The organism is Flavobacterium frigoris PS1 (genome assembly GCF_000252125.1).
Taxonomy (GTDB): domain Bacteria; phylum Bacteroidota; class Bacteroidia; order Flavobacteriales; family Flavobacteriaceae; genus Flavobacterium; species Flavobacterium frigoris_A.
On record NZ_AHKF01000018.1, the window covers coordinates 373,887 to 389,406 of the forward strand.

General features: G+C 33.3%; 5 protein-coding genes. 3 read left to right on the forward strand and 2 right to left on the reverse strand.

Annotation, left to right across the window (positions count from 1 at the left end):
• Window positions 1-162 precede the first annotated feature (162 nt).
• Together HJ01_RS10425 and HJ01_RS10430 are read right to left on the reverse strand one after the other, a co-directional pair.
• Window positions 163-1,242 carry an efflux RND transporter periplasmic adaptor subunit gene (locus HJ01_RS10425; protein WP_007138364.1) on the reverse strand — a complete coding sequence of 360 codons (1,080 nt, stop codon included), beginning with the start codon at window positions 1,240-1,242 and terminating at the stop codon, window positions 163-165.
• 75 nt (window positions 1,243-1,317) lie between these two features.
• Window positions 1,318-2,631, reverse strand: a complete 1,314-nt coding sequence (locus HJ01_RS10430; RefSeq protein WP_007138365.1) for a TolC family protein — start codon at window positions 2,629-2,631, stop codon at window positions 1,318-1,320.
• A 1,342-nt stretch (window positions 2,632-3,973) separates the two neighbouring features.
• Here HJ01_RS10430 and HJ01_RS10435 point away from each other — a divergent pair.
• The 3 genes from HJ01_RS10435 (at window position 3,974) to HJ01_RS10445 (ending at window position 15,502) form a co-directional block, all read left to right on the forward strand.
• Window positions 3,974-10,015 carry a PAS domain S-box protein gene (locus tag HJ01_RS10435; RefSeq protein WP_007138366.1) on the forward strand — a complete coding sequence of 2,014 codons (6,042 nt, stop codon included), beginning with the start codon at window positions 3,974-3,976 and terminating at the stop codon, window positions 10,013-10,015.
• 305 nt (window positions 10,016-10,320) lie between these two features.
• Window positions 10,321-13,677: a chemotaxis protein CheB gene (locus HJ01_RS10440; RefSeq protein ID WP_007138367.1), complete on the forward strand. Its 3,357-nt coding sequence runs from the start codon at window positions 10,321-10,323 to the stop codon at window positions 13,675-13,677.
• A 58-nt stretch (window positions 13,678-13,735) separates the two neighbouring features.
• Entirely contained in the window at window positions 13,736-15,502 is a 1,767-nt protein-coding gene (locus tag HJ01_RS10445) for an ATP-binding protein (RefSeq protein WP_007138368.1), read from the forward strand.
• Window positions 15,503-15,520 lie beyond the last annotated feature (18 nt).

The window sequence follows — 15,520 nt, forward strand, 5'->3', positions numbered from 1 at the left end:
GTGACCACAAGGGTCGGGCTATTCGTTTCAATCTTTATGTTTTTAAAGAAAAAACATAAAGGATTTTCACATCTATCCCTCACGCAGAATTAAGGACTATTTTTTTATTCATTTTCAGTTTAGGTGTTCTGCTTTTTTGAACTTTTAAACTTTAAACTTTTTTTACTGAACACTTACCTTCGCTCCGTTGAACAATTTACCTTCAGCAGAGATAATATAGTTTTCATCAGCTGATAATCCAGACAATACTTCCACTTGATTACCATAAGTTTTTCCAGTACGCAACCATCTTAAGATCGCTACATTTCCATTTCCTATAGTGTATATTCCGGTAAGTTGACCTTGTCTTACTAGGGCACTTTCTGGAACTAAAATCACATCACTTTTGGAAGTATTCGATTTGTTTTCAACAGGAAACTGTACATTAACAAACATTCCTGACAAGACTGAACTGTCCGTTTTATCTAAATTTATTTTTACCAGATATTGTCCACCTGTGTTTTTTGCAGACAAACTCACTTCACTTACTTTACCCGTCAATTTTTCATTAGATGATTTTACTAAAATGCTAACAGGCATTCCCTTTTTTATACTAGTAATATCAGTTTCAGAAACCATGGCGCTTACCTCTAATTTAGATGCACCTTCAATACTTACTAATGGCATTCCAGGATTAGCCATATCACCTTCTTTTACAAAAGTATTAGTCACAACACCAGAGAATGGAGCCGTAATATTCGAATAATTAAACTGTGCCAAAACTTCATTTCGCATTTGTTTTGCTCCTTCAAGTCCCGCTTTGGCCATTTCATAACGAGCAGTCATGTCATCTAATTCTTTTTGTGAAGCACTTTGTTGTTTGAACAAAGCAACAAAACGATCGTAATCTTTTTTAGCGCTATTGTACCCTGCAGTTGCTTGAAGAATATTAGCATCTGCTTGCGCTTTTTTGGCCAGTAAATCAGAGTTGTTAATACTTACTAATGTTTGTCCTGCATTTACTTTTTGTCCTATCTGAACATATACTTTCGTTACATACCCCATCATTCTAGTACTCAAATCGGCACTGTTTTCTGCTTCGATTTTTCCGCTTGCACTTACAAATGGGCTGTTGTCATTTTCAGAAACGCCACTTACTTTAACGGCAATTGCAGGAGATTCAGCAACCGCTTCTTTTTTCTCTCCATTACAGGATGTTAAAATAAAAAGGGAAATTGAAATTAGTGTTATTATTTTTTTCATGGTTTTTCGTTTGATTATTTTTTGTCTTTATTCGATGCTCTTTAATCTATATTCTTTACTCTATCTTCTTAATTCCTACTTCGTTAAAAATTGCAAGTACTGTTGTGTATAATTGTATTCAAAAACAGCTTGTAAGTATTCCAATTCTTTTTTGAACATTTGAGTTTCAGCTTGTAATAAGTCTGTTGTTTTTTCTAAACCTTGTGTAAAACGATTGCTTCTGATTCTGTATGCTTCCTGTGATTGTTCCAAATCCAACTTAGAAAGATTGACCTTATTCTCGGCATCATTCAGCTGGCGATTTGCTTTATTCAATTCCAGTTGGCTTTTCGCTTTGTATTGTTGTGTTTCAATCTCCGCTTTTTGGAAATCCGCTTTCGCTTTTTCCATTTTTCCAATTGATTTATAACCGTCAAATACATTCCATGATAATTGAGCTCCTACCACATATCCTTTTGCGTTAGTCCCAAAAAGCGTGTCATCGTACAATTCATAACTTCCAAAAGCATTTAAACGAGGCAAGAAAGTCATTTTGCTAGATAACAACATTTTTTGATAAGCTTCAGTAGATTTATCCATCGCTTGAATATCTTTTCTGTTTGCTGAAAGGGAAGTGTTAATTGTTTGTATGCTAATTGTGTTTTCTAATGCTTCCGCAGGTTTGTATACTTTGTCTCCAAGATCTTCATTCAATAAAAAAGCCAAGTAATCAGAGGCATTTTGCACATTACTTTTTGCATATTGCAATTGGTTTTTTATTTCACTCACACGAACCTGTACAGATAGCAAATCTGTTTTTTGAAGTATCCCTTGTTTAAAATAGTTTTCTATTAATTTCAAGTTTTCGGCAGCAGTTACATTCGCTTTTTCTAAAACGGCAACAGCTTTATAGGCAAGTTGCAATTCCATAAAAGATTTATTGACTTCTAATTCTAAGTACTCTTTGGTGCGTTCCGTTTGTAGCGAAAAAGCATTCATCTTTGCTCTTGCTGCCTGTCTTCCATACAATCCGTCTATGTTGATGATGGGTTGCAGAATTTCAATTTTAGTGGCAAAGTTTGTAGTTCGATCTGGATTATTTAATAGTGCAGGATTAAAATCAGAGGCCGTCAAAATAGCCTGATTCAATTTAGATCCAAAAGCCATCAAAGGATTAGTAGTAGCAATAGCCGTGTGTGAAGCGGTAATATTGGGCAAAAATAAAGAGTTGGATTGTCTGTAATCTGCCTGTGCCGATTTAAACTCCTGATCTGCAATCTTAATTTGTAAATTTTTATCGGCCACTTTCTGCCAAAGATCAGTTTTAGAAATAGCCAATGTATCTTGACCATAACTAATTGATGACATGAAAATTATCCCAAATAGGACTATTAAATTTATTTTCTTCATAATATAGGTTTCTAATTATTAGGCAAAGATAATTTCGCAATAAGGGCTACACAGTAACAAATGTCACACTTGGGCTACAAACGGTAAACGACCTTAAAATTTTTGTATAAAATACTTATAGTTAAGGTATAAGGATAAAAATTAAATTTGAAATGAATTTTTACTTTTTGGTAGTAGCAGGCACGATAGCAACAATTTTTTATATTCTGAAGTCTATTTTAAAATATTGATAAAATTGTTTACTGAGGTTTTACATTTTCTATTTAGATAAATTACAATTAGTTGAATTCCTTTAAAAGCTTATGCGTCAAATTAGCTGATGCATTATCACTGGAAATCGCGGAAGCTATTATTGTTATTATTACTGTAGATGTTTTTTATGCTCGCCACCATAATTGCTTTGAGCGAAGGTCAGGTTCGAAATAAATAAATAATCGTAATTGATAGGTAAGCTGAACTCTACATCTACTGTTTGAACTTGTTCATTTCATTAATTCCTATAATGGTAGTACCTATTTCTTAGTTTTGTCCGTTACCATTTTCCTTCTTAATTTCCTATACGATTGTACTTGTAATATTCCTGATAGAAATATTGAGAACCGGCATAAATATTAAAAGCTATTTCCCTCTTGCTTTTTCTTGAACCTTATTTGATTGCAGTCTCTAATTTGTATGACCTCGCCGTCGACATGCATTAAACGATCGCGGTCACAATCCTGATCTTTGTCTTGTTCAAGATCCTGAGCAAATCCTGTTGTACTTCCTATAATTGCTGAAACTTATGTTAATATAATCTTTTTCATGTCGTGTTTATTTAAGAATTTTAAAGTAAAATTAGGATTTGAAATAATAATGAAATATTATGATTATCAGTAAATAAAATATTTGTAAATTTCTTTTAGCTTAAAGAATGTGTTTCTTCTTTTAAATTTAATATTTATAATACATTATAAATCAAAGGTTTACAATTAATCGATTAAAAGTATGTAAATAGAGATTAAACACTGAAAGCATTTTTTTTATGTGAGAAATTATTTAATCAGAATATTGGTCTATCGTTTATTTTTGATTTAAACGGATATTTATCGCTGCAATAACAGTTAGGATTTTTATTTACTCTATGAATTTCATTAATTATGTTTATATCTGCGGATTAATAGGGAATTAAATTGTATTTTTCATTCTATTTTTAGAATGTGCCATTTTTATTAATTAACCGCTAAGTTTATAATACCACTTTTGTTTAATTTACATTTCCTTTATATAGGTCAGATCATAAAAAAAGTTTATGCATTACCATACTAAGTTGCATAAAAATTTTATTAATAATTAGTTTGTTTTTATGAGTAAGAATTTTGCCAAACCTAGCTACGAAGAACTTCTCAAGATTGTAAAAGACCAAGAGTTAGAAATCGATCGTTTATGTAGAAAAGAACTATCGGCAACAAATTTAGATTTCTACTTCAAAGAATCTTTAGACTTGATCTGTTTAGCTGGGACTGATGGTTTTTTTAAAGAAATAAATCCTGCTTTTATAGAAATATTGGGTTATACTAAACAAGAATTGTTGGGCATGCCTTTCATAGAATTAGTTCATCCTGATGATGTAGCAAAATCAAATGCTGAACTAAAACAATTAGGTCAAGGAATTTCATCTTTACATTTTGAAAACAGATTTCTCAAAAAAAACGGAGAAAGTGTTTGTATACAATGGACAACAAGTGCGGATCCTTCAAAAGAAATTATTTATGCAATAGGACGAGATATTAGCAAAATTAGAAAGGTAGAGGCTGATTTATTAGAAAGTGAAGAACTACTCGAAAATGCGCAAAAAATATCAAAAACAGGCAGTTGGGAATATAATATTGCTGATCATAAAATGATTTGGTCCAATGAATTGTATGCGATTTATGAAGTAAAGAAAAAGGATAATAAGGACTTATTTAAAGAATATATAAAACGGTTTTCAAAAACAGATATAGATTTATTCTTGAATAAAATTAGAGAGTGTAAAAATGATAAAAAGCCATTCGAGGTAGAGGGATACGCTATAATTGGTAAGAATAAATTAAAATGGGTTCATGCGCTCGTTTATCCAATTGTTAATGAAAAAGGAATTGTAATTGCATTAAGAGGGAATACGCAAGATATCACTGAAAAAAGGCAAATTAACGAGGAGCTTAATTTAAGAAGACAAACAGAAATAGAATTAAAACTAAAATTAATTGAAGAAGAAAGTAATCGTAAGTTTAAAAACTATATTGAAAATGCGCCTGATGGCATATTCGTTGTAGATAAAGAAGGAAACTATTTAGATGCTAATCCTGCAGCAGTTTTTATGACGGGGTATTCAAAGGATGAAATTTTAAAGATGAAATTTGGCGATTTATCAGGAGGCGAGCTAGATAAAGATTCTATTAAAGAATTCTATAATCTAATACAAAAAGGAGTAGGGAAGAAAGAACTTAAAATTACTACAAAAAAAGGAGAGCTGAAATGGTGCTCTATTGAAGCTGTAAAACTTTTGGAGAATCACTATGTAGCCTTTGTAAAAGATATAACCGAAACTAAAAAAGTACTTGATTCTATTACTCATAATGAAAAATATTTTCGGGCCTTGGTTGAAAACAACGAAGATATTATTACAGTACTTGATGAAAACTTGAACACTTTATTTCGCAGCCCCTCGTCAGAAAGGATAACTGGATATAGCGAAATCGATTTTAGTAAAATTACTGATAAAGAATATTTTCATCCGGATTATGTGGGCTACATGCAGGATATTATTCAAAAAACATTGAACAATCCCGGCACCCAAAACCCAGTTTTGTTTCAGATAAAACATAAGAACGGAAACTATATCTGGTTAAAAGGAATGTTGAATAATTTGCTTACTGATATCAATATGAATGGTATAGTAGCCAATCTACGGGATGTCACCGAGAGTAAACTTGCCCAAGAATTACTGGAACAGAGCGAGAAGCGCTTTCGTGCATTGGTTGCAAATAATGATGGTATTATTACGGTTGTTGATGATAAACTAAAAGCCATATTTCGCAGTGCTTCTTCATTCCGCGTGACCGGATATACAGACGAAGAGTTTGATGTAATTCAGGATGATGAGTATTTCCATCCTGATTATTTAGAATATATCCAACAAAAAAGGCAAGTCGTATTGGATAATCCAGGCAAGCCGATACCCATTTTGTTCCAAGTGAAACACAAAAACGGAAATTATATTTGGCTTGAGGGTGTCTTGAATAATCTCCTGCATGATAGCAGTGTTAATGGTATAATAGTCAATTTAAAAGATGTTACAGAGAGCAAAGTAGCAAAAGATTTATTAGAACAAAGAGAAAAGAGGTTTTATGCATTAATAGAAAATACGGATGGTATTATTTCACTAGTGGATGAAAGCAAGAACAGTTTGTTTAGGAGCTCTTCGTCAGAAAGATTAACAGGGTGGACGAACGAAGAATTTGATCAATTAGATGAAAAAGATTTTTTTCATCCAGATTTTTTCGAATATATTCGAGAGCTTAAACAAAAAATAGTTGCTTCTCCAGGAGTACTGATTCCTCTTCTTTTTCAAGTGAAGTGTAAAAACGGTAATTATGTGTGGCTCGAAGGCAGTGTAAAAAATATGTTTCATGATAAAAACCTTAATGGTTTGATTTCAAACCTTAGAGACGTAACAGAAAGTAAATTAGCGAATGAACTGTTAATAAATGAAAGAAACAAGTTTGCTAAAATTGCTGCTACTTCTCCAGGGCTCATTTATTCCATGAGGCAAAATAAGGACGGATCACTTTGTTACCCATATGCAAGTGAGGCAATAAAAGAAGTTTATGGTCTTAGTTTTGAAGATGTAAAAAAAGATGCGACTATCATTTTTAAATTGATACACCCCGATGATCTTGAGGAAGTGACCACTAAAATCATAAAAACTAAAAGAACTTTAGTGCCTTTAAAAGGAAGGTATCGCTATTTTCATCCTACTAAAGGATTAGTGTGGCATGAAGTGAATTCACTGCCCGTAGTTGAACCAGAAGGCACTGTTATTTGCCATGGTATAATAAGTGATATTACAGAAAGAGTAGTTGCGGAAGAAAAAATTGGGAAGGCAAACAGACTTTATCTTTTTATTAGCCAAATAAATCAAATGATTGTTCGTACTACCGATGAGGAAACGCTCTATCGTGAAGCTTGCAATATAGCAGTCAATATAGGTGAATTTAAGATGGCCTGGATCGCTTTGATTTCGGGGAATCCTAAAAAATTAACTCCGGTAATGATTGCTGGAAAGGATACAGGATATTTTGATATTATTAGATCAATGTCTTTACAAGATGTAGTTAACGGTAATGGTCCGGGGGCTTTAGTATTCAAAGATGAAAAGTATGTGGTTTGCAATGATATTGAAAATGATATTTTAATGAAAACATGGAGGGATCCGGCTTTAGCGTCTGGATTTCATTCTCTTATGTCATTGCCGATAAAAAAGTTCGGAAAGTTAGTCGGTATTTTTACTTTTTATTCGGGTGAAAAGAACTTTTTTGATAATCAAGAAATTGCCTTACTCGAAGAAGCGACTAATGATGTGGGGTTTGCCCTCGAAGTTTTTGAAAAGGAGATTCAAAGTAAAAAAGCAGAAGAGGCTGTTTCTCAAAGTGAAAAAAGATATCATACGCTATCGGAATTTTCACCTGTTGGTATTTTTCGCACAGATCCTTTGGGTTATACGACCTATGTTAATCCTAGTTGGACACAAATTTCAGGAATTTCATATGATAGTGCTTTAGGCAACGGATGGCTAGATGCGGTCCATAATGAAGATAGAGAGATAATTCTCGATGGTTGGAAAGACGCAACTGTCAATAATGAAAAGTCAATGTCTGAATACCGTTTTATAAGGCCTGATGGTACCATAGCTTGGGTAATGGGGCAAGCCATTCCTGAGAAAAATTTAGATAATGAGATAATAGGTTATATTGGAACTATAACGGACATTACGGACCGTAAAAATGCCGAGACTAAAATTATAAGGGAAAAGCAACTCTCTGAAACCATAATAAATAATTTACCGGGAATTTTCTACCTCTATGACGGATCTGGAAAATTTGTGAAATGGAATGAAAATTTCGAACGAATGATTGGTTATACTAGTTCTGAAATTGCGAAAATACATCCCGAAGATCTTTTTGATATTGAAGAAAAAGAAAGAATTAGGACAAGGATAAAAAGTGTCTTTAATAATAAATTGTCGGGTATCGAAAATAAACTCCCTGGCATTGAAGTTCAGTTTTACACTAAAAACAAAAAGAAAACCCCATATTTTATCAATTCACTCGCCATAGATTATGAAGGTAAAAAATGTGTGTTTGGTATGGGTCTAGATCTTACAGAAAGGAAAGTAGCGGAAGAAGAGTTCAAAAAAATTCATGAAAAAATGGAAGCTATTCTTGATGCAATTCCGGATTTATTATTTGAAGTTGGAATTGACGGGCATATTTATAATTTTCACTCTCGACTTAATAATCTGCCTGAAATATATTCTAATAATATAATAGGCAAAACGTTTTTTGATATTTTACCAGCTGAAGCAGCTAATTTGGCCCTATTAGCAATAGGTGAAGCAAAAGAAAATGGGTTTTCAACCGGAAGGCAATATACTATTGAATTACCAACAGGTACACATTGGTTTGAGCTATCAATAGCACCCATGCAAGAAAGCGAGGACCATGATACACATTTTATCTGCTTATCAAGGGAAATAACCGATGCTAAAAAAGGAGACGAAGCATTACTTAAAAGTGAAGAACGATATCGCGGTTTATTAAATAACTTGGATGCTGGAGTAGTTGTTCATTCTTATGATAGTTCTATCATCATGACCAACCAAAAAGCTGCTGATTTACTGGGGTTAAAAGTTGAGCAAATGTTAGGCAAAACAGCTATTGATCCAGAGTGGAAGTTTTTGAATGAAGATGGCGCTACGATGGAACTTGAAAGGTTTCCAGTAAATAAAATAGTCAGCACAAAGGAATCAATTAAAAATAGCGTAGTTGGCGTAAATCGTCCGATAAGCAATGATATTGCCTGGCTTTTGGTCAATGGGTATCCGTTTTTTAATGCGAAAGGTGAATTAGCCGAAATCGTAATCAGTTTTATTGACATCACTGAAAGAAAATTGATGGAAATTGAAATTATTGATGGCAGGAAACAAGCTGAATCAGCTAATAGAGCCAAAACAGACTTTCTGGCTAACATGAGCCACGAGATTAGAACTCCACTTAATGGTATTATTGGGTTTACCCATCTGTTGATGAAATCAAACTTAGAAAAAAACCAATCTGAATATATGTCTACAATTAATGAATCAGCAACTTCATTATTGGAAATTGTAAATGATGTTTTAGACTTTTCAAAAATTGAATCGGGTAAATTGGAGTTAAATATTGAAGAGCTGGATTTATATAAATTGACTTATCAGGTTATCGATTTGTTTAAATATCAAGCAGAGCAAAAAAGTCTAGACCTAGAACTTCATCTAGATAAAGCTGTTCCACAATTCATCCTCGCGGATTCCGTTAGATTAAAACAAATTTTGGTAAATCTTTTAAGTAATGCTTTAAAGTTTACAAATACTGGAATAGTACGATTGGATATCGATGCATTGCCGAACAAAAACAATAAATTATCAAAAATAAAATTCTCTGTAAAAGATACCGGCATTGGAATTAAAGGGAGTAACAACACTAAAATATTTCAATCTTTTGTACAGGAGGATAATTCAACCAATCGAAAATTTGGAGGAACAGGATTGGGCTTAGCCATTTCAAATCAACTGTTGGCATTAATGAACAGCAAGCTAAACTTGGTCAGTAAATACGGTGAAGGAAGTGATTTTTTCTTCGAAATTGATTTTAAGAAGCTGAGAGTAAATAAAAATTTAACGTCAAAAACAGACAGCTTTGGAGCTGATTTGATTACGACTTTGCAAGTTTTTGGGCATAAAAAGGTGCTGATAGTTGAGGACAATAGGATAAATATGCTTTTAGCAAAAACACTGCTTAAAAGGCTAGTTCCTGATTGTATTATCTATGAAGCTAAGGATGGTAACGAGGCTATTGAACAATATAAAAAAGAGATGCCAGATATTATTTTAATGGATATTCAGATGCCAAACAAAAACGGATATGAGGCGACTCAGGAAATCAGGCAATTAAAGGATTCTGCTGAAATCCCTATTATAGCAATTACTGCAGGTATAATGGCAGATGATAAAGAAAAATGTTTAAAGGCGGGACTGAATGACTATTTGTCTAAGCCTATTATTGAATCTGAATTAGAGAAAATGTTGTTTAAATGGCTGGAAAAGTAGGCGTTTTTTATGCAATTAAAGTGCAGTTTTAAATAATAATAGACTAAGTATAAACTGCCGCATTTTATCGTGAGCTAATAGGGCAATCGTATTTTGAATCACTTCTATTTCGAAATGTTTAATTAGTTACAAAGTTGTAATGGTACTTTAGTTAATAATAAAAAAATGCTAATATTGTAATTTATAAATTATAGTAATTTTAAAAAATTTGTATTTATATGTTTTTTTTTTAATACATTTAAGATATAAACATTTAGTAATCAAGCGTATTACATGAATTAAGGGGGCAAAAGCAAAGTTACAGTATGAAAATAGTTACAAAAGATAGCACAAACAATAAACACGATCAGATCTCTAAAGAACATTCAAAAAGTAATGTTCCCAATTTAGAAGATGAAAAATTTCCTATTGTGGGTATTGGAGCTTCTGCAGGTGGATTGGAATCATTTGAATTGTTTTTTAAAAATTTGCCCATTGACACTGGGATGGCTTTTGTGATTATCCAGCATCTCGATCCTACACATGAAGGTGTCTTACCTGAATTGATTCAACGAAAAACGGGCATGATAGTATTGCAAGCAAGTGATCGATTGAAAGTGAAACCAAATCATGTTTATGTAATTCCTCCAAATAAGAGTTTGTCCATATTAAATGGCACATTACATCTATTTGATCCCTTGGAAACGAGAGGGCTACGGTTGCCAATAGATATTTTCTTCCGTTCCCTTGCTGCAGATCGTAAAGAGAATAGTGTTGGGATTATCCTTTCTGGTATGGGCTCTGATGGTTCCCTTGGTATAAGGGCTATTAAGGAACAGAATGGGTTAGTCATGGTGCAAGATCCCTCATCAGCTAAATTTGACAGTATGCCTTCTAATGCTATCCGTGCAGTTAGCGCAGACATCATCGCTACGGTTGAAGAATTACCAGCTAAACTTATTAATTTTTTGAAATTTTTGCCAGCCGAAAAAATAAAAATTGAAAGCAAAAGTAAAAGTAGCATTGATAAAATTATAATATTGCTACGAGATCAATCAGGGCATGATTTTTCGATGTACAAAAAAAGCACTTTAATGCGTCGAATAGAGAGACGCATAGGGATTTATGGAATTGAGGATTTAGATAAATATGTTCGGTTTTTACAGAATAACCCTAGTGAGGTGGAACTGCTTTTTAATGAATTGCTGATTGGAGTAACTAGTTTTTTTCGGGACACGGAGGTTTGGCAAAAACTTAAAGGGGAAATATTTCCTGAATACATAAAATCATTGCCAGACAATTATGTGCTAAGAGCATGGGTGACTGCTTGTTCAACGGGAGAAGAGGCTTATTCTTTAGCAATCCTGTTTAGGGAGATTATGAACGATATGCAAAATGACAGGGGATTATCATTACAAATATTTGCATCTGATCTTGATGTACACGCTATCGAGAAAGCGCGTAAGGGGCTGTTTTCAAGTAATATTGTTGCAGATGTATCAGAGGAGCGCATCAACAAGAATTTCAAATCTGAGGTTGGAGGGTTTCGTGTGAATTCTGATATAAGAGAAATGTTAATTTTTGCCCCACATGATTTGATTAAGGATCCTCCTTTTACTAAACTAGATATACTGACTTGCCGTAATATGCTTATATATATGGAGCCGCCATTGCAAAAAAAAATGATGGCTTTGTTTAATTATAGTTTGAATCCGGGTGGTATTATGGTGCTCGGTACTGCAGAAACATTAGGACAAAATAATTCTGATTTTGAGATAATTGACTCTAGGTTGAAATTTTTTAAAAAAACGAAAACTTCTAAATTAAGGGAATTTATAGATTTCCCTAGCTCTTTTACAGGAGGCAAAAGAAAATCAACTATGACTGAGCCTACTCCGAAGATAACCGAAAATATACAAACATTTGCAGACCAGATTTTACTTCAACGCTTTGCACCTGCTAGCGTTATGGTCAATGAAAACGGAGATATTTTATATATTACGGGCCGAACTGGTAAATACTTAGAACCTGTTGCAGGAAAGGCAAATTGGAATATTCATGCCATGGCCAGAGAAGGGTTGCGGAATGTTCTTCCGAGTGCTTTTCGAAAAGCTAAAAAAACTTTTGAACCAGTTGTCTTATCTAAGATAAAAATTGGTAGCGATGGTAGTTTTACTTATGTTGACGTTACACTTCAATGTATCGAAAGCCCCGCTGAGGTAAAAGGGATGATTATGATTGTTTTTAATGAATTGCCCAAAACAGTTGGAAACAATATATCAAATATTAAATCAAATATTCAATCAGGAAATGATGAAGTAAAAGAATTAGAAGCAGAACTAAAGCAAAGTAATATTGACCTTCAAATCGTCCGCGAAGAAATGCAAACTTCGCAAGAAGAACTCAAATCCTCTAACGAAGAGTTGCAATCTACTAATGAAGAATTGCAATCCACCAATGAAGAACTGACTACTTCCAAAGAAGAAATGCAGAGCTTAAATGAAGAATTACAGACGATAAATGCCGAACTACAAAGTAAATTAATTGATTTTGAGCTGGCAAATAATGACATGAAAAATTTGCTTAATAGCACTGATATAGCCACTCTGTTTTTGGATATGAATTTGAATATTCGTAGATTTACAGAGCCCGTTTGCAAAATTTTTAAGCTAAGAAGCTCAGACGTAGGAAGACCTTTTACGGATTTGGTAACTGAATTAGAATATCCTGAATTGAAATTGCATGCACAAGAGGTGATTAAGAATTTGACCTCGATACAAACCAAAGTTACAACTAAAGGTGGCAAATGGTTTTATGTAAAAATCATGCCTTATCGTACTTTGGATGATCGCATAGATGGACTTGTGATCACATTTATTGACATTTCCTTAGCTAAAAAGGCAGAAGAGACTCTTAATTATGAAAACCGCTACCTACGCTTGTTTGAATCAGCCAAGGACGGAATAATTATTCTCAATGCTGAAAACGGAAAAATTATTGATGTTAATCCATTTTTGATTGTGAAACTGGGCTATTCATATGAGCAATTTATGGAAAAAACAATTTGGGAAATCGGAATGTCTAAAGATATAAAGGCTAATAAAGCTAAGTTTTTAGAATTGCAGAAAGAGAATTCCATCCGTTATGAAAATTTACCACTTGAAACAGCGACTGGAGAAATTGTAAATGTCGAGTTTGTAAGCAATGTATTTACCGTAAATAACAATAAGATTATTCAATGCATAGTAAGAGAGATAGCTGATAAGAAAAAATCAAAAGCGGCATTATTAGCTACTCCAGAGCCGCACTACCGCCAGCTTTTTGAATCGATAGATGAAGGGGTGTTATTTATTGATGCTGATGCTGGTAAAATAATAGACATCAACAAGTATTTGATTGACCTCTTGGGCTACCCAAAGGAATACTTTCATGAACATCGAATTTGGGATAAAGAATTTTTTAAGGCCATTGTGCCTAATAAGAATAAATTCCTAGAATTACAGCAGCGGGAATTTATTCACTATGAAAATGTTCCCATTAAAATAGCCAATGGGACTGAAATTTATATTGATTTTACTAGTAATATCTATTTTACAGATTACAATAAGATTATACAATGTTTTATTCATCAGGTTGATAAACCTAAAGTGGCTAAAGTAATGATTGATGAAAGCAAGAAATAGTTCGTTTTTTATCGAGTTCCCAAAATGATCAAATAGTACTTTAATAACAGTCAGAATCATGAAAAATTCAGAAGACAAATTAAAAGCAGCTCGACTACTTCGTGAGAAAGCAGAAGAAAGACTTAAAGAAAAGGCTTTAGGAATGACGTTGAATATAACTGAGGTTAGAGCGGTTAAGCTCATTCATGAGTTGCAAGTACATCAGATTGAATTGGAAATGCAAAATGAGGAACTTTTGTCTGCCATGGAGCAAAAGGAAATGGCTACTGAAAAATATATTGAGTTGTTTGATTTTTTGCCATCAGCCTATTTTAATCTTACGAAAGAAGGAAATGTAATAGCGGTAAATTTATCTGGTTCGCAATTATTGGGTAAACAACGAATTAAGTTAATCAATAGTAGGCTCGGTTTTTTTATTTCAGATGAGACAAAACCGGTTTTCAATATTTTTTTAAATAAAATTTTTAAAGATAGGGTTAAGGAATCATGCGAAGTAGTTCTAAATGTTAAAGATACCAGACCTACTTATGTACTGCTTACGGGAATTATTTCTGAAGATCCTAAGGAATGCCACATAATAATGGTTGATTTTACGGAAAGGAAATTGATCGAAATGGAATTAATTAAAGCTAAAGAGCAAGCGATGGCCGCAAGTAAGGCTAAAACTGATTTTTTAGCTAACATGAGTCACGAAATTCGAACACCATTAAATGGGATAATTGGTTTTACGGGTTTATTAATGGGCTCCAATCTGGATAAAAGTCAAGAGGAATATATGTCCACTATCAATGAATCGGCTAATACATTAATTCATATAGTCAATGAAGTTTTAGATTTTTCTAAGATTGAGGCAGGTAAGTTAGAATTAGAGATTTCTGAAACAGATCTTTTTGAATTATCGAATCAGGTAATTGATCTTTTCAAATATCAAACACTCGAAAAGAAGATAGATTTGATATTAAACATAGATCCACAAATTCCGCAGTTTGTTCAGGCAGATGTCACTAGGTTAAAGCAAGTATTGGTAAACTTAATAAGCAACGCAGTAAAATTCACTTACTCAGGAACTATTACCTTAGATGTAACTGAAACTCCTACATCAAATAAATATTACTCAACAATAAATTTTTCGGTACGAGACACAGGTATAGGAATTGAAGAGGCAAATAATGAAAAAATATTTAAATCTTTTATGCAATGTGACAGCTCTACATGCAGACAGTTTGGCGGCACCGGATTGGGTTTAACCATTTCAAATCAACTTTTGGATCTAATGGGAAGTAAACTGAATGTGGAAAGTAAATTTGGAGAAGGCAGTAATTTTTTCTTTACTGTTCAATTCAAAAAATCGAATCAATCAGCAACCAAAGCAAGTGAGAATGGGAGCTCTGGGAATAACGATAGCTGGAGTACTTTGTCTCCTTTAAACTATAATAAAATTTTAGTGGTTGAGGACAACAAGATTAATATGTTTCTAGCCAAAACACTGCTAAAAAGAATTATTCCTAACTGTGATATTATAGAAGCGGTTGATGGAAATGATGGCATTGAGAAATACACCAAGGAGCAACCAGACATTGTGTTGATGGACATTCAGATGCCAAATAAAAACGGCTATGATGCCGCATCTGATATTAGAAAGTTAAAGGGAGCCGAAAAGATCCCTATTATCGCCATGACAGCCGGAATATTAACAGGTGAGAAGGAAAAATGTTTCGAAGTGGGAATGGATGATTATATGCCAAAGCCAATTATAATTGCTGATTTAGTACGAATTTTACATAAGTGGAATAAGAAACAGGTTGAAACTAAGCACTTACTTTAGCGCTATTATTGGAGACAA

Excerpts from the sequence above, each read along its gene's own strand:
- HJ01_RS10440 (WP_007138367.1), top strand. The coding sequence starts at position 10,321 with ATGAAAATAGTTACAAAAGATAGCACAAACAATAAACACGATCAGATC.
- HJ01_RS10425 (WP_007138364.1), bottom strand. The coding sequence starts at position 1,242 with ATGAAAAAAATAATAACACTAATTTCAATTTCCCTTTTTATTTTAACA.
- HJ01_RS10430 (WP_007138365.1), bottom strand. The coding sequence starts at position 2,631 with ATGAAGAAAATAAATTTAATAGTCCTATTTGGGATAATTTTCATGTCA.
- HJ01_RS10445 (WP_007138368.1), top strand. The coding sequence starts at position 13,736 with ATGAAAAATTCAGAAGACAAATTAAAAGCAGCTCGACTACTTCGTGAG.
- HJ01_RS10435 (WP_007138366.1), top strand. The coding sequence starts at position 3,974 with ATGAGTAAGAATTTTGCCAAACCTAGCTACGAAGAACTTCTCAAGATT.